Origin of the sequence: Methylobacterium sp. GC_Met_3, assembly GCF_026540775.1 — a bacterium.
GTDB lineage: Bacteria > Pseudomonadota > Alphaproteobacteria > Rhizobiales > Beijerinckiaceae > Methylobacterium.
This window is the reverse complement of record NZ_JALNUL010000072.1, coordinates 1-14,041: the sequence shown is the minus strand read 5'-3', so window position 1 is coordinate 14,041 and position 14,041 is coordinate 1. Positions and strand designations below refer to the sequence as shown.

Sequence of the window (14,041 nt, the reverse complement as noted above, 5' to 3'; positions counted from 1 at the left end):
TAACGGCGATAGAATGGACGAGTGTCATATCCTGGCATATACATCATTCGTTACTTGTAACTTTTTTTGGAAAGATGTCCTTGGATGAACGAAAAATCATGATAGCCGTATTTTTTTCCTCCCTCTTTTAATTCTTCTAGTATATCTAATGCTTCCTTCTCAGTCGGAACGGAGTCGATAACTCCGATGTAAGAAAGAGTTGCGGTCATTATAATCCATTCTATCTCAGGACTATCTTGAACCTGTGATACAAATGTTATGTGCTGAAATTCCACTGATAGATCCTGTTTACTGTTGATGATTTGCATTTTGACTCAGATAAAAGTCTGTTGAAGATTAGTAGTAGTAGTTTTTATGCGCCATCTTCGATAAGGCTTTATCGGATCTTTTATGGTGGATCGTCCTCGTAGCGTTTGAGCCGTGATTAGGTAGGCGCTCAGGCCTTGATCTCGCGCCGTTGAGGTTCTCTGGGATGATGACAACCCGATGTAAGGTGAGCGCAGTCTGGCCTGGCGATGGCTGGACGGTAATTTGCCAACGGCACTCAACTCATGAAAAGGAAGGCGATCCGCATGCGATTTAGTCGAAATGACCTCACATCGCGGAATTTTGCGCCGTTCTTGCTATATGTAATAAATTTATCTATATTATTGCAACACAGAGCCATTTACTAAAACGACTTGAAACAATAGTCGTAAACGTCGTACTTGGCCATGTTTCAAAGAACCAGCATACACCCCTGCTTTATGAAAGACACCCTAGCAAACATCGTTTCGCGGCATGTCACACGACATCGACGCTTTGATGCTAAGTATCCTCACAGTCGCGACGTCCGACGTTCGTCTGAGTGTTTGCTTCTATCGAAGATATTTTGATTCGATCGTACGTTCATCAGACTTCCAGATCGTTCTGACGACACCAGACGCCTCGATCGATCTCTCAGTCCGCAATCTGATCGCGTTCGGGTGTCAAACTTTGTCGCTGTAGAGGAAGGCTCTGCCAAAACAAATCGCTGACTCATAATTTATGTTAGAAATCCTGGCGGAAATCTCGGGAATTGGGCCTTCGTCGCTTCTATTTGTATCGAGATCAATGGAACGTCTTATAAACCTGCAAACTATGGGGTGTTCTGAACTTGTCTGTCTTTGCGCATCACTGATGCAATCCGTTCCTTCCAGCAGGATCGCAAGCGGTTGCCTTGCGAGGGAGGGCGGCCCGGTGCAGTAGTGCCAGCGTTTGTTATCCCTGAGCGTGCGTCGGGACCGGCGCCATGGCGAGGTCCATAATTGTCGCAGGTCTAGCTCTTGGCGGCACTGCTGTTCGCGCGCGCGCCCGGGAAATAGGTGTAGAACCTATCTCGGTTGATCCCGAGCCGCTTGGCGATATCGGCTACGCTGATCGTGCCGACCGTGAGCATCGACGCATTCAGGTGTAACGGTCACTGGGCTTCCACTGAGCGCATCGCGGCCTGTACCCGCCGGATCGTGGCTCGGCTGGCCTTCATCTCACGCGCGATCGCCGAGGCGCCCTGACCATCACGTAGTCTCTGCTCGACCAGCCGGCGTCGCTCCTCGGTAAGGCTTGCAGGACGTCCGATCGCCTTACCCTCGGCGCGCGCTCGCGCCAGACCTGCCTGTGTCCGCTCGATCAGCAGGTCGCGCTCGAACTCGGCGACCGCGTTGATCACGCCCATGGTGAGCTTGCCCGTCGAGCTTGTGAGATCGACGCCGCCGAGCGCCAGGCAGTGCACGCGCACGCCGACTTTGGCCAACTGCGCAACCGTTCCGCCGACATCCATCGCGTTGCGACCTAAACGATCCAGTTTGGTCACGACGAGGACGTCGCCATCTTCAAGGCGATCGACGAGACGGGTGAAGCCACGACGCTGCGAAGTGGCCACGCTTCCGGATACAGTCTCAGTCACCATACGCTGAGCCTCGACCTGAAAGCCGGCGGCGCGGATCTCCTCGCGCTGGTTGTCAGTGGTCTGTCCGAAAGTAGACACTCTGAGGTAGGCGAAGGTCCGTGGCATGGTCATAATCCGGCCGAAAGCGGTGGCCGAAACTAAATGCTGGCCGAAACCACCACAAGCCTATGTTTCGGCCGGATCTCCCACCGGTGGCCGAAACCGTTCGGTTTCGGCCAGCCCTCCGCGAAGGGAACACTCGCCGATGAACCACGAGTGACCCAATCCTGATAAAACTGCCATATTGCGGTCTTATGGCATATAAGACGATAATACCGATTGTCTGATCAATGGCCTATGCCGAGCTAATGGCCGGACGTCTTTAATCAGGCAGGCGTGTGCCTCTGAGCCGATTGGACCCTGATGTCATGAACGCGACGCTTTCCAAGATCGATGCTGGTGGTCGGCTGATCATTCCAGCCCAAGCGCGAAAGGCTCTCAGCCTCGAGTACGGCGGGCCAGTCGTGCTGACCCTGGTAGACGGTGAGCTTCGGGTGCGCTCAGTCGCCTCCGCCATGGCCGAGCTTCAGGTCCAGACCTCCTCCTTTCTGTCGGGCGAGGACGCCTCGGTGAACGCCTTTCTGACAGCACGGCGCGCTGAGACTGCGAGGGAGGAGGACACGTCGGCTGACACGAGCGATCAGTCGGCCTCCTTCACGACGGAGTTCGATCGTGGCGCGTAGCGTCCTCGATGCTTCAGCGCTGCTCGCCTACCTCCGCCGGGAACCCGGCTGGGAGCAGGTGCTCGACGCCTTCACCGGCACCGCCACGATGACCACCGTGAATTTCGGCGAGGTCGCCGGATGGCTAGTCCGCAACGGAGCGGATGAGGCGGCCGTGAGAGCCCTACGGAACGGCCTCGTGTTTCCGCTTACCCCAGTCGACGACGACCTTTGCATTCGTGCCGCCCTTCTCGAGCCTCTGACCCGCTCAAAGGGTCTTGGGATCGGGGACCGGCTCTGTCTCGCACTTGCCACCCGCTCGAACGCCGTTGCGGTCACTGCGGACGCCGTCTGGCAGGAGATCGCTGCAGGTGCCGGCGTCCAGGTCCAGCTCATCCGCTGAGGTTTGCTAAACAAACGCAGCGTTTACCCGTCAGTAAGATTGCCGACATGTTTTACCGACAGTGGCAGAGCTGTTTAGTCAATCTAGAACTGGCCCCGCCAGATCACCGGAAAAACGGTCGATTTGCCGACTGTGTCAGTGCATGCACGTGACGCGGGGCTACAGGTCAGACGCAAAGGATCGGTCAGAGAGCCGCCGGTGGTCTGTTTTGTGTGGTTCACGTGGTGACGGTCTGGTTTGGACGGTCAACCGCGACTTAGTGGACCAGACGGGGCCCGGTGCTAGAGACGCATACCCAGATGAGCGCCAAGCCCGTCCCGAGATTACGTTCGCCACCATCCGATGGTCGTCCTCAAGCGTCGAAGCGCGCACCGACATGGTCAAGGTGCAGGTAGTTCGGATTGAACAGCGCCGCCCGCTCCAGAGCTGGCAGATCCGGGATGGTCAGTCTTCGGCCTCTCAACTCAACCAATTGCTGCCTGCGCAACGTTTGCAGCACCCGGTTGACGTGCACCGACGTCATGCCGATCACGTCGGCCAGATCGGCTTGCGTCAGGGGCATCTCGCAGCTGTCGCCCTGCGTCAGCCCAATCGCGCGCAGGCGGTAGAACACCTCGCAGAACAGATTAGCCAGTCGCTCGGGCGCCATGCGCCGGCCGAGGTTCAGCATCCACTCGCGCTGCATCGCCGCGTTCACCAGCGACTCCCACCACAGCGCCCGCGTCACGCGCGGGTGAGCAGCCATCATCGCCTCAAACGCTGCCGGTGGGATCTCGACCAACGTCACGGCACTGAGTGCACCGATCGAGTGGTCCATCTCGGACAGGATGAACACGTTGTGGTCGCACAAGTCGCCCGGCAGAAACAGCGCGATCACTTGGCGGCGTCCGTCCGGCAGCTGCTTGTAGCGGTAGGCCCAGCCCGAGAGGATGAGGCGGACGGTCTGCGGGGCGTCGCCCTCGCGCACGATGTCCGTGCCCGGCATGTAGCTGCGCACGGGCTCGCTCGTCAGCGTCTGCAGCATCAGTCGGTCCTCATTTGAGAGGTGCGTGAACTGCTCAAGCTTGGCAATGAGGGGGTTCAGCATGGGGATCCTCTGCATTGCGAGCTGAATTGCCTTAAATGACGCAGTATTTGCTAATTCTAACGCATGTGAGATCGATTGGTCTCAACCTGGGTTCTGATGGACGGCTGCCGCTTGCGCTGCGTAGCTGTTGCGAGGTTTCCGTGCCGCTGTTCTTCTTCCATCTGCGCACGCCCGAAGGCCTCGATCCCGACGAGGACGGGCTCATGTTGTCCGACCTAGAAACCGCCTACTTGGAGGCTTGTGCCTCGATCCCCGACATGGCGGCCGATCTCGCTCGCACCGGCCTGAGCCCGATGCCCTACAGCTTCGTGATCGCCAACGCGGCCGGCGAGGCACTGATGGAGGTGCCCTTCGCCGAGCGGCTGCGCGATCCGCGGCGGCTGACCCGGCCGGATCAGCACGTCCGCGCCCGTCGACTTTCGGGCGAGATCGCGGATGTGATCGGTGTGACGCGTGAGACGTTGCAGCAATCCCGCGAGATCCTCGCTCGAGCCCGCCGTGATCCGTGAGAGCGGCTTGACCGCGTGATGGACGCACGTCACCACCACAACCCGTGAAACCTTGTCCTCGCCAACATGGATCACGCTAACGCCGTCGGCCGCATCACCAGGCGCCTCCTACGACCTCGTGGATCCCGCAGATGGCTGACGACGCGACTCGCTTTCCCATCGTCGGCATTGGCGCCTCAGCCGGAGGCATCGAGGCACTCGATACCCTATTCTCCGGCCTCGGCCATGATGGCGGCCTCGCCTACATCGTTGTCACCCACGTCAGCCCGGACCGCGAGAGCCTACTGAACGAGGTGCTCGGCCGGTTCACCCAGCTGCCAGTTGTAGTTGCCGCAGACGGGATGCTGGTCGAGGTCGGGCACGTCTACGTGCTGCGAGCCGGTGCAATCCTGGGGCTCAAGGATGGACACCTCACGATCCGGGGACAGGATCCGGTCCGACGCGAGCGTAACCCAATCGACCTGTTCTTCAGCGATTTGGCCAAGGATTGCGGCGAGTACGCGATCGGCATCGTCCTGTCGGGCGGCGGCTCGGACGGCACGCTCGGCATCAAGGCGATCAAGGAGCGCGGCGGCCTGACATTCGCGCAGGTCGCCGACGGGACCGCTCCGCGCTACCCGGACATGCCGATCAGCGCGATCGCCACCGGCTTGGTCGACTTCGCGCTCCCAGCCGACGACATCGGCGCCAAGCTCGCCGAGTACGCCCGCAGTTTTGGGGTGATCGAGGATCTCAAAGGGACCGCCGCGGCGGCGGCCACCGCCGAGATCTACGCGGTGCTGCGCGACCAGCTCGGCCACGACTTCTCCGGCTATAAATCCAAGACCTTCGTGCGCCGGGTGCAGCGGCGCATGCAGGTCGCCCGCATCACGCGGGTCGAGGACTACGTCGAGCGCCTGCGCCAGGACGGGGACGAGGTCACGGCGCTGTTTCGCGACCTCCTGATCAGCGTGACCAACTTCTTCCGCGACGCCGACGCCTTCGAGGCCCTCAGGACACAGGTTCTGCCGCGCCTGTTCGAGGGACGCGGGGCCGGGGGTACCGTCCGGGTGTGGGTGCCCGGCTGCGCCACGGGTGAGGAGGTCTACTCCCTCGCCATGCTGATGCGCGAGTACATGGACACCCTGCGTACCGCGCCGCGGGTGCAGATCTTCGCCACCGACATCGACGATCCGGCGCTGAGTGTGGCCCGCGCCGGCCGCTACCCGGAGGCGCTGCTCGACACCGTCTCACCCGAGCGGCGCGCGCGCTTCTTCACGGCCGACGGCGGCTCCTACGTGGTCACCAAGGAGGTGCGCGAGCTGTGCGTGTTCTCGCCCCACAGCGTGATCCGCGACCCGCCGTTCTCGCGCATCGACCTCGTCTCGTGCCGCAACCTGCTGATCTACTTTGGCCAAGAGGTGCAGACCCAAGTTATCCCGATCTTCCACTACGCTTTGCGGCCGCGCGGGCACCTGTTCCTCGGCACGGCGGAGAACATCAGCCAGTTCACCGACCTGTTCACGAGCCTGGACAAGAAGCACCGCATCTTCCAGGCCAGGGAGACCGACCGCCTTCCCGCACCGCTGCCGCTGATCGTCACCGGCACGCAACCCGCACCGTTCGGCCGTGCCTCGTCCTTCAGCCGCGGTCTTCGGCTAACCTCTTCCGCCCATGAGGCCGGGCCGCCGTTGCGCCAGATCGTGGAGAGCCACGTCGTTGAGCGGTTCGCGCCGCCGCACGTCGTGGTCGACCGGGACGGCGACGTGGTCCACTACTCGGTGCGCACGGGCAAGTACCTGGAGGCGCCGGTCGGCTTACCCAGTCGGCAGTTGCTGACGCTGGCCCGCCGTGGTCTGCGCCTCGACCTCCGCTCGGCCCTGCGCGAGACGATCGAGACGCGCAGGTCGACCAAGCGCGAGGACCTCTCCATCGAGGGTGAGGACGGACGGCTTCAGGTGGTGTCGATCACGGTCGAGCCGCTGCCGCAGGGGGACGGTGCCGACCCGCTGCTGCTGGTGCTGTTCCACGACCAGGGCGTCTCGCTCAGCCGGGCGGAGGCCGAACAGCGCGATGCGCGGCTGCACCCGGACATGGATGTACTGCAGCTGGACCGGGAGCTGCGCGAGACGCGCGAGCGGCTGCAGGCAATGATCGAGGAGTACGAGACCGCGCTGGAAGAGCTGAGGTCGTCCAACGAGGAGCTGGTCTCGGTCAACGAGGAGCTTCAGTCGACCAACGAGGAGCTGGAGGCGTCCAAGGAGGAGTTGCAGTCGCTCAACGAGGAGCTACAGACGGTCAATCACGAGCTGAGCGGCAAGATCGACGATCTCGACAGGGCAAACGGCGACCTGCGCAACCTGTTCACCGCCAGCGGCTTGGCCACGGTGTTCCTCGACCGCAACCTCGTGATCCGCACGTTCACGCCAGCGGTGGCGCGGTTCGTCCCAATCCAGGAGGGCGACCGCGGTCGGCCGCTCACCGACTTCGCCCTGCGGCCGGCCTACTCGAGCCTCGCGGAGGATCTGCAGAGCGTCCTGGCCACCGGCCAGGACGTTGAGCGTCGGATCGAGCAGCCCGGGGAGCAATCGGGCCAGCACCACGTCGTGCGGATCGTACCCTACCGTGTCCAGAAGGACGCGATCGAGGGGGTGGTCGTCACCTTCGTGGCGGTACCGTCGATCGTGTGAGAGGTTCCGGATGTGCCCCTGTACCAGAGGGCATGTGCATGATGCAGGTCCGTTTCTGACCGTTAGGGCATACCGAAAAAGAACCACCTTGATCGGCTGCTATGGGTGGATTTGCTACGGTCTGCTATTTGAGCGGCACCGCATGAAACCGGACGTGGCTGGCCCTCCTGCTCACGGCCCTGCCGGCCTTGCCGAGGCGGCAATAAGGTCCATGAGCGTGCGCAGCAGATCGGCCTTCGAATACGGCTTCACGAGCACCGGTGGGTCGGTGTAGCCAGCCGCCTTGGCCTTAGCCCCATGGCCCGTGGCGAACAGGTAGGGCACCCAAAGCATTTCCAGCCGATCAGCGATTGGGAAGCTGTTATCTCCATCGCCCAAATTGATGTCGAGCACTGCCGCATCGAGGCGGTGATCCTCGACCAGATCGAGCGCGCGATCCACTCTCGGTACTGGGCCGACTACCTCGGCCCCTGTCTCTTGCAGCCAATGCATCACCTCAGTGGCGATCAGGTACTCGTCCTCAACAACGAGGATACTACGGCCAAGTAGAGAAACGGTAGCAGGACAGGACATTTACTCATCGGCTATGATCGTTAGGTACCGTACCATTCGACCGAATTTCCCAACCTCGCGCTCACGTACATCAAGATGGTGGCCTTGGCTGACATGTCCGCTAGCCACCCCGAACCGAAGTCGCTGGACCGTTGGCGCACGACCGCTTCGGGGGAGCGACCGCAGCGGTCCTGACGGCCGGGTTGGGTCGGATGCGGAATGACCGGGATGGGTAGCTTCCCGCCGGTCTGCTTTCCGGCGGAGCTACAAAAAAGCGGACGCCACAGCCGCAATATCATTCAGCGGCAGCGGGCGAGGTCCAACACTACTACGGCGACTACGGGGTGCGGCAATCCATGGCGGCGGTCGCCTCCACGACGCTCAGGGCCCGGCGGCGGACCTCCAGCGAGGCGTTCGAACCATCCGCGACGGCGGACGCCTCGCGCTTAAGCGCGGTGTCGCAGGCACAGGAATGGTATCCGGCGGTGTCGTAGCAGGCGTCGTGATGCATGCACGCCGCGTCGAGCTCATCGGTCGGGGGCAACCCCTCGCCGCGCTGTCCCTTGCCGCAGTAGTTGCCGTGGTACGGCTCCTGGCCGGCGACGACCCGGCCGAGATCGCCCTTCGGCGGGGCCGGCGCTTCGGCCCGGCCGCCGGGGTTGAGTTCGTTGGCCGGGCCGCCCGCCCGGGACCCGGAAGAGCGCAGGACCTTCGGGATGCCGGAGCGCTCGCTGGGCTCGTTCAGGGCCTCGCCGGCCTTACTGTTCGGGTCGGAGAGATCGGGCGGCGGCCCAGGGCGGGGCTCCTCGACCTCGACGGTCGCGGCGGGAGCTTCCTGGGCACCCTGCGCCAGGGAAGCGGGCGGGCAGGCCACAAGGAGCAGCCCGAGCATTGCGAGAAAAGACGGTCTCAAGGATGGCCCCCAGATCAGCGGCCATAAACCCGAAGCTCGACTTTCCCGTTTCGGGCTGAGTGCCGCGACGGTTACAGAGACCCTGCGGCGACGGGACAGCGCCGGAACATCCCGCGCAGGATGCGAAGCGGCAGGAAGACGAGCTTAAGGACGGCCCGAGCAAGCAGAACCGCCAGCACGGCGAGGACGGCCAGGAAGGTGTTGAGCATGGGGTCACGCCTGCAGCCGCGAGCATCTTCGGACAATGTCGCGTGCAGGACTGCGTAAGCCCCGAAAGCAGCGACAAGAGGGAGGTGCTGCCGACGTGGCCGGACGCCGTCGCGGACGGGCTGCCGGTCCGGTCTCACGGGCGCAGCATGCGGAATCGACCTGGTTGCCGAGCGCCGCCCTGTGGAGGCCGCGCGGTCCGCGACGTAAGTCGAAGCCGCCCACCACCGGCAAAAGAAACCCCGCCCGGCTGTGGCCGGACGGGGTTCTGAAAGTGTCAGCGCTTCGGTCCGCCGGTTCGATCAGTCGATGACCTCAACGATGCGGTGGCCGCGGTCGACCAGGACTGGCTGGTCGTTGACGATGGTGTAGCGGTAGCCCGGCCGCACCCGATACTCGGTCGGCATATCGTAGTAGGTGACGCTGTCCTCAGGAAGCACGGTGCCGACCCGGACCGGTCCGCCCCAGCTGTACGAGCTCACACCACGCTCGCGGACGTAGCTGCGGAAGCGGGGACGGTCGTCGACGCCGAGGATACCGCCGACGGTTCCGGTGGCCGCCCCGACCGCGCCGCCGACGATGCCCCCGACCGGACCCGCCGTATCGGCGCCGACCGCGGCGCCCTCTGCAGCGCCGCGCAGGGTACCCTGCGCTTGGGCGGACATCGGCAGGGCCAGTACGCCCGCAGTGGCTAGGGCGAGTAGGATCTTGTTCGTCATGAGGATTTCTTCTTGAAGGTCAGGGGAAGGGGCGAGGCGGAGCCTCAGTTGCAGCCTTCCTTGTGGACCGTCTTGGAGTTGCCCATGCCGTCCTCCTTGTGGACGGTCTTCGAGCCACAATCGACGGTGCCCGTGGTGACCTCACGACGCTCGACCGTGGTGTCGCGGTGATCGACTACGGCGGGCCCATCGCGGCGGATCACCGTGGTCTCCTCGGCCATCGAGGCGGTGGACAGACTGGCGAGGGTGGCGAGGGCGAAACCCGCGACAAGGAACTTACGCATCAATCTCTCCTCGGATTTGAATAACTAATTCCGACAAAGACATAATCCCAGCGCGACTTTCTGGTTCCAAGCAACAGTTTTTCAAAAACGGTGCAGTGTATACGGTGATGAATATTCGATGAACGCGCAAAGCTCTAGGATGGAGGCTGGCGGGGGTCGGTATTACCTAAGTATGACCTTTAAATTCATGACATCGCGAGAAGCGACGCGATGGGCGACGTTCACTTGGTACGGCCTATTGGATGAAAAAGGGGAAGCGGGACCCGTCCCCGAACGGGTCCCGCACAGACCTCAATAGCCGTAGCCGCGGTCATAGCCGCGGCCATAGCCGTAGCCGCGGCCATAGCCGTAGCGGCTCGGACGGTAGCCGTAGCCGCGGCCATAGCCGCGCCCGTAGCCGCGATGCCGGTAGGCCTGCGAGGCCAGCGCACCTGCTGCGATGCCACCGACTACGCCGGCCGCGATGGCGCCTTCGCCTCGGGCCTGGGCGGGGGCGGGGGTGCCTATGAAGGCGCCGAGCCCGAGGAGCGCGGCGGCGGACAGGGTGGCGATCTTCGTCGAAACGTTCATGATTGTACTCCGTACTAATGCGTTGCGGGCAAGCTTTCGCCGGACGCTGGAGTGTCGTCGTCGGTGCGTTTCGGCAAGTTCCGAAGGTCCGGTGATTGCGGTCGCCTCAGTAAGACTGGATGCGATATTTCGTTCCGCGAATGCCGGCGGGTCCGCGAACCCGCTGCCCCGTTGGTTAGCGCCGAGGTTGCCAAGCCCGCCGGAGGTGCTAGACGAGGCCTAGCCCAGACAAGCCGGACCGACGTCCCGGCCACCTCGACCTCCAAAGCGGTGAGATCGCGCGGCGCCTGTGCCAATCCATCGATGGCGGCGCGGGTGTGTCCGTGCCCCGGCAGGTCGAGGGCAGGCCGCCGGAATTCAGCCATCGCGACGATCTTGTGCACGATCCGCACCAAGCTCATCAGAGTGAATTCTATCTCGATCTCCCGGCCATAGAGTTTCATGTCACGGAAAGCCTTGCTGACCTGCATAAGCCGAGCTGCAGCTACTTCCGCTTTCGGGAGCCGAACGGTCGCGAGTGAACGACTGAGTTGGGTCGATAGCAGCCGCCCCAGATGATGGCCGGGACCATGACGCTGACACCGGGCGTCATAACTGCGCAGGACCATCTGCTGGCACACGATGGTCCTGCGATGCCCGTGGTGCTGAATTGATGCCGGCAGTTGCAGCGCCGGTCAGCAGCAGGCCGGGCCGCCCAGGCGGACCCGGCCGTACTTACTGCCCGTTGCCACCGCTGGTCTGCGGTACCGGTGCAGTGGGTGCCCCTGCATCACCGCCAGGGTTCGGGCTTGCCTCCCTGGCTGGCGTTCGCGTCGATCCGGGCGCGGTTCCTGGTACCTGCGACGCGTTCTCCCAACGGGCGAAAGCCACACCAAGCAGGATAAGGATGAGACCGACAGGAAACAGCCAGCGAGCCATGGCGCGGCAACGGGAGCGTGAGGCCTTGGTTCCGGCGGCAGGTCGGGCCGCCGAGGCGGTCCCGGCCCATAGCTCGCACGTCGTCTTGTACGAGATAGAGCCTACGGCGCTTACCTGGCCGCCGGCGCTGTGGCGCTACCACCGGCTCCCACGCCAGGACGCGCAGTACCGGTCCCAGGCACGGCTACTGCGCCAGCAGCGGGGGAGCGGGTGTTCGTGCCCGTCGTCTCTTCGGTCGCTTTTTGACCTTCGCTCTTTACCGAGCCTGGGTTGTTCATGTTGCCGGTTGCGCTACCGCCGCCAGGAGGCTGCTGGGCGTAAGCTGTGCCGGTTAGAGCAATAGCAACCGCGGCCGCAAGGCCAAAAGTCTTGGCATTCATAGGCATTTCCTCATCGGTTCCATATTTGGGCTCGTAATGAAACGCCCGCATTCGCATATTCGTTCACAGGAGATTTGTTGATGCCGACCACAAATATTGGAAATAACCCCCACATCATCACCGCGGTGATCTACCCCGCTGATCCGGACGCCCCGCCGCCGCCACGGGTGCCGTCGTCGCGCACGATCGCGCGGATGCGGGAGAAAGCCGAGGCCGAGGCTTGCAACGCTGCAGCTGCCCAGGTTCTGGCTCGCCAGGTGCAGCCCGGCCTGCGGCCGCCCCCGGGCCGGCTGTTCGCGACGGATGCGGCTGGGTTGGTGCTGTGCGGGCCCGGGGGCGGCATCGGCAGCACCGAGCGGATGGTGAGAACCCTGGCGCCGCTGGCGGCCGGTGGGCGGCACCCGGTCGCCGTGCTGATGACCGCCGGCGGTTGGCAGGATGAGCAGGCTCTACACGAAGCCCTTGCCGGCCTCGGGCCCAAGCTCGCGGCTCTTGGGCTTCGGATCTGCTGCCGAAAGGCCGGCCTGCGGATCGCCAAGGCGCGACCATCCAAGTCGGCCCCGTAACGGTGCGCTAACCCGGGAAGGCCATGCTGACCTCAGCGACCGGGCCTAGCCCGATTGCCAGCAGAGCAGCACGCTGGCTCCAAAGACAGGGCTCGTGGTGCGCGGCCTCGTCGGCACAGTCGCAACTGAGGCCCGCTCCCATTCCCCCGGGGGCGGGCCTCATGCTGTGTTAGGTTGGAGCAACAATACTCATTGCCCTGTCAGTCAACGGTTGCACCTGTCCAGGCGATTAAATCTGGGCTTAAGCAGCCTTTTGGTTAATTTTGCTTTCGGCCATGGCAGTCAGCTTCTGATCCGTGGCCTTTTCTTCGTCCAAGGTCTGCTGCAGCACGCTGGCACAATCGTCGCGGCCGAGCCGCTTGGCCCAAGCGATCATGGTGCCATACTTGGTGATCTCGTAGTGCTCGACAGCTTGAGCCGAAGCCACTAGCGCAGCGTCGAGAACTTCCTTATCACCGACCTCGCCTGCAACTTCGTTCGCCTCCTTGAGAATACCGTCGATCGCCGGACAATCGACTGCCTTCGGCTTGTGCCCGTGCATCTGAAATACTTGTTCCAGGCGCTTGATCTGGCCTTCCGTTTCTTTCAGATGCATCTCAAAGCTCTGCTTGAGTTGCGGGTCGGTAGCTTTGCTGATCATTTTTGGCAGAGCTTTTGTGATCTGTTGCTCAGCATAATAGATGTCCTGCAGCTGATGTACGAACAGATCGTCCAAAGTTTTGATGTCGGCTGTGAACAGACCCATGGCGGCCTCCTAAAAATTAGTTGGGTATTATTTTTGCGACAGCAGATAGTAGTTCTGCGGTCTCAGGATAGAAACTGGTTGGGGTGAAGCGATGTTCCTGTCCGGCTCAAACGCTGGGGAGCACAGGTAGGCAACGGGCAGCGGGGTCTCTGAAATGATCAGCCAGCCGCGCGAGGCCACGCGCCCAAGCGCTCGGCCTCGGCCCGCATCCCGTTCGGCCTGCACCTCAAGCTGCGAGAGATGCTGCAGGTCTGAGCTGCCCGGTAGGTCAAGACGCGCCGGCACGCATGCCCTGGGCTTACACGGCGGCCGGCGCGCTCGCGGGCGGGATCTGTCTGGAGCTCAACCGTCGCGATGGGCAAGAGAGCAAGCAACGCAATCGATAAAGGTAAGATCCGGGCCATGGGCCGACGCTCCGCGGTCTCCAGTCCCGCCGCATTGTGCCGACCCTCACGAGACCGCCCGGCCAAGGCGTCACGGGCGAGCACCGGTGAACTGGACCGGATGCGCCTGTCGTCACGTGCTTGCCCGCTACGGGCCGTGTGGCGTCGCGAACGCCTCGGGCATGCTGGCGGGAAGGATGAGTGCTGTAGCAGCCGCGTATGCCGATGTCGCCGCTTGGCCCTGACATCTGCTAGGCTGTAGCGCGACTGCGCCGGCGAGGCCGCAGGGGTATCGGCCCCGGTGCTGCTCTTCCGGCGCGCGGCCGAAGCCGATCGCTGAGGGTATGGTGGGCGGGGTCGTTAACGGATCCTGTGCCAAGGCCGCGCTAGCGAACTTTGTCGTCTAGCTCGGTGAGTTCCACGCTGGTGCCCAACGCTCCGCCTTAAGGCGGGTTAGCCGGTCCTTGCCAATCCTGGGTTAAAACGCTGCTGCGCTCGGGGGGGGGGC

General features: G+C 62.9%; 15 protein-coding genes. 5 read left to right on the top strand and 10 right to left on the bottom strand.

Translation table 11 applies throughout. The annotated features are described in order from the left end of the window. Nucleotides 1-50: 50 nt before the first annotated feature. Both OXS27_RS29750 and OXS27_RS29745 read right to left on the bottom strand, forming a co-directional pair. Nucleotides 51-275: a hypothetical protein gene (locus tag OXS27_RS29750; RefSeq protein ID WP_267361123.1), complete on the bottom strand. Its 225-nt coding sequence runs from the start codon at nucleotides 273-275 to the stop codon at nucleotides 51-53. A 1,163-nt stretch (nucleotides 276-1,438) separates the two neighbouring features. Further along, nucleotides 1,439-2,032 carry a recombinase family protein gene (locus OXS27_RS29745; protein WP_267361121.1) on the bottom strand — a complete coding sequence of 198 codons (594 nt, stop codon included), beginning with the start codon at nucleotides 2,030-2,032 and terminating at the stop codon, nucleotides 1,439-1,441. A 302-nt stretch (nucleotides 2,033-2,334) separates the two neighbouring features. On the opposite strand from OXS27_RS29745, the gene OXS27_RS29740 reads away from it, so the two are divergent. Then, the gene (locus OXS27_RS29740) at nucleotides 2,335-2,649 is read left to right on the top strand and encodes an AbrB/MazE/SpoVT family DNA-binding domain-containing protein (protein ID WP_267361119.1); all 315 of its coding nucleotides are present in this window, start codon (nucleotides 2,335-2,337) and stop codon (nucleotides 2,647-2,649) included. Continuing rightward, entirely contained in the window at nucleotides 2,639-3,031 is a 393-nt protein-coding gene (locus tag OXS27_RS29735) for a type II toxin-antitoxin system VapC family toxin (protein ID WP_267361117.1), read from the top strand. The genes OXS27_RS29740 and OXS27_RS29735 overlap by 11 nt, the downstream gene beginning before the upstream one ends. Nucleotides 3,032-3,383: 352 nt before the next feature. On the opposite strand, the gene OXS27_RS29730 is transcribed toward OXS27_RS29735, so the two are convergent. Next, a complete protein-coding gene (locus tag OXS27_RS29730) occupies nucleotides 3,384-4,118 on the bottom strand; it encodes a Crp/Fnr family transcriptional regulator (RefSeq protein WP_267361115.1) in 735 nt (244 codons plus the stop codon). 35 nt (nucleotides 4,119-4,153) lie between these two features. Between OXS27_RS29730 and OXS27_RS29725 the strand changes: the two genes are divergently transcribed. Both OXS27_RS29725 and OXS27_RS29720 read left to right on the top strand, forming a co-directional pair. Further along, nucleotides 4,154-4,627, top strand: coding sequence for a hypothetical protein (locus OXS27_RS29725; RefSeq protein WP_267361113.1), 474 nt, complete (start codon nucleotides 4,154-4,156; stop codon nucleotides 4,625-4,627). Nucleotides 4,628-4,758: 131 nt separating this feature from the next. Next, nucleotides 4,759-7,296 (top strand): CheR family methyltransferase, encoded by a 2,538-nt coding sequence (locus tag OXS27_RS29720; RefSeq protein ID WP_267361111.1) that lies wholly within the window; start codon nucleotides 4,759-4,761, stop codon nucleotides 7,294-7,296. 171 nt (nucleotides 7,297-7,467) lie between these two features. On the opposite strand, the gene OXS27_RS29715 is transcribed toward OXS27_RS29720, so the two are convergent. The 6 genes from OXS27_RS29715 to OXS27_RS29690 form a co-directional block, all read right to left on the bottom strand. Further along, on the bottom strand, nucleotides 7,468-7,869 hold the full coding sequence (locus OXS27_RS29715) for a response regulator (RefSeq protein WP_267361109.1): 402 nt from the start codon (nucleotides 7,867-7,869) through the stop codon (nucleotides 7,468-7,470). A 316-nt stretch (nucleotides 7,870-8,185) separates the two neighbouring features. Beyond that, a complete protein-coding gene (locus OXS27_RS29710; protein WP_267361107.1) occupies nucleotides 8,186-8,761 on the bottom strand; it encodes a phospholipase A2 family protein in 576 nt (191 codons plus the stop codon). A gap of 71 nt (nucleotides 8,762-8,832) precedes the next feature. Then, nucleotides 8,833-8,970, bottom strand: a complete 138-nt coding sequence (locus OXS27_RS29705) for a hypothetical protein (RefSeq protein WP_267361105.1) — start codon at nucleotides 8,968-8,970, stop codon at nucleotides 8,833-8,835. A gap of 300 nt (nucleotides 8,971-9,270) precedes the next feature. Next, nucleotides 9,271-9,687: a DUF1236 domain-containing protein gene (locus OXS27_RS29700; protein WP_267361103.1), complete on the bottom strand. Its 417-nt coding sequence runs from the start codon at nucleotides 9,685-9,687 to the stop codon at nucleotides 9,271-9,273. A 44-nt stretch (nucleotides 9,688-9,731) separates the two neighbouring features. Continuing rightward, nucleotides 9,732-9,971 (bottom strand): hypothetical protein, encoded by a 240-nt coding sequence (locus OXS27_RS29695; protein WP_267361101.1) that lies wholly within the window; start codon nucleotides 9,969-9,971, stop codon nucleotides 9,732-9,734. Nucleotides 9,972-10,262: 291 nt separating this feature from the next. Next, a complete protein-coding gene (locus OXS27_RS29690) occupies nucleotides 10,263-10,541 on the bottom strand; it encodes a hypothetical protein (RefSeq protein WP_267361099.1) in 279 nt (92 codons plus the stop codon). 1,378 nt (nucleotides 10,542-11,919) lie between these two features. Between OXS27_RS29690 and OXS27_RS29685 the strand changes: the two genes are divergently transcribed. Then, nucleotides 11,920-12,405, top strand: coding sequence for a hypothetical protein (locus tag OXS27_RS29685; RefSeq protein ID WP_267361097.1), 486 nt, complete (start codon nucleotides 11,920-11,922; stop codon nucleotides 12,403-12,405). 241 nt (nucleotides 12,406-12,646) lie between these two features. On the opposite strand, the gene OXS27_RS29680 is transcribed toward OXS27_RS29685, so the two are convergent. Continuing rightward, the gene (locus OXS27_RS29680) at nucleotides 12,647-13,150 is read right to left on the bottom strand and encodes a ferritin-like domain-containing protein (protein ID WP_267361095.1); all 504 of its coding nucleotides are present in this window, start codon (nucleotides 13,148-13,150) and stop codon (nucleotides 12,647-12,649) included. Between the last annotated feature and the right edge of the window lie 891 nt (nucleotides 13,151-14,041).

Excerpts from the sequence above, each read along its gene's own strand:
- OXS27_RS29745 (WP_267361121.1), bottom strand. The coding sequence starts at position 2,032 with ATGCCACGGACCTTCGCCTACCTCAGAGTGTCTACTTTCGGACAGACC.
- OXS27_RS29740 (WP_267361119.1), top strand. The coding sequence starts at position 2,335 with ATGAACGCGACGCTTTCCAAGATCGATGCTGGTGGTCGGCTGATCATT.
- OXS27_RS29730 (WP_267361115.1), bottom strand. The coding sequence starts at position 4,118 with ATGCTGAACCCCCTCATTGCCAAGCTTGAGCAGTTCACGCACCTCTCA.
- OXS27_RS29725 (WP_267361113.1), top strand. The coding sequence starts at position 4,154 with ATGACGCAGTATTTGCTAATTCTAACGCATGTGAGATCGATTGGTCTC.
- OXS27_RS29720 (WP_267361111.1), top strand. The coding sequence starts at position 4,759 with ATGGCTGACGACGCGACTCGCTTTCCCATCGTCGGCATTGGCGCCTCA.
- OXS27_RS29715 (WP_267361109.1), bottom strand. The coding sequence starts at position 7,869 with ATGTCCTGTCCTGCTACCGTTTCTCTACTTGGCCGTAGTATCCTCGTT.
- OXS27_RS29705 (WP_267361105.1), bottom strand. The coding sequence starts at position 8,970 with ATGCTCAACACCTTCCTGGCCGTCCTCGCCGTGCTGGCGGTTCTGCTT.
- OXS27_RS29700 (WP_267361103.1), bottom strand. The coding sequence starts at position 9,687 with ATGACGAACAAGATCCTACTCGCCCTAGCCACTGCGGGCGTACTGGCC.
- OXS27_RS29695 (WP_267361101.1), bottom strand. The coding sequence starts at position 9,971 with ATGCGTAAGTTCCTTGTCGCGGGTTTCGCCCTCGCCACCCTCGCCAGT.
- OXS27_RS29690 (WP_267361099.1), bottom strand. The coding sequence starts at position 10,541 with ATGAACGTTTCGACGAAGATCGCCACCCTGTCCGCCGCCGCGCTCCTC.
- OXS27_RS29685 (WP_267361097.1), top strand. The coding sequence starts at position 11,920 with ATGCCGACCACAAATATTGGAAATAACCCCCACATCATCACCGCGGTG.
- OXS27_RS29680 (WP_267361095.1), bottom strand. The coding sequence starts at position 13,150 with ATGGGTCTGTTCACAGCCGACATCAAAACTTTGGACGATCTGTTCGTA.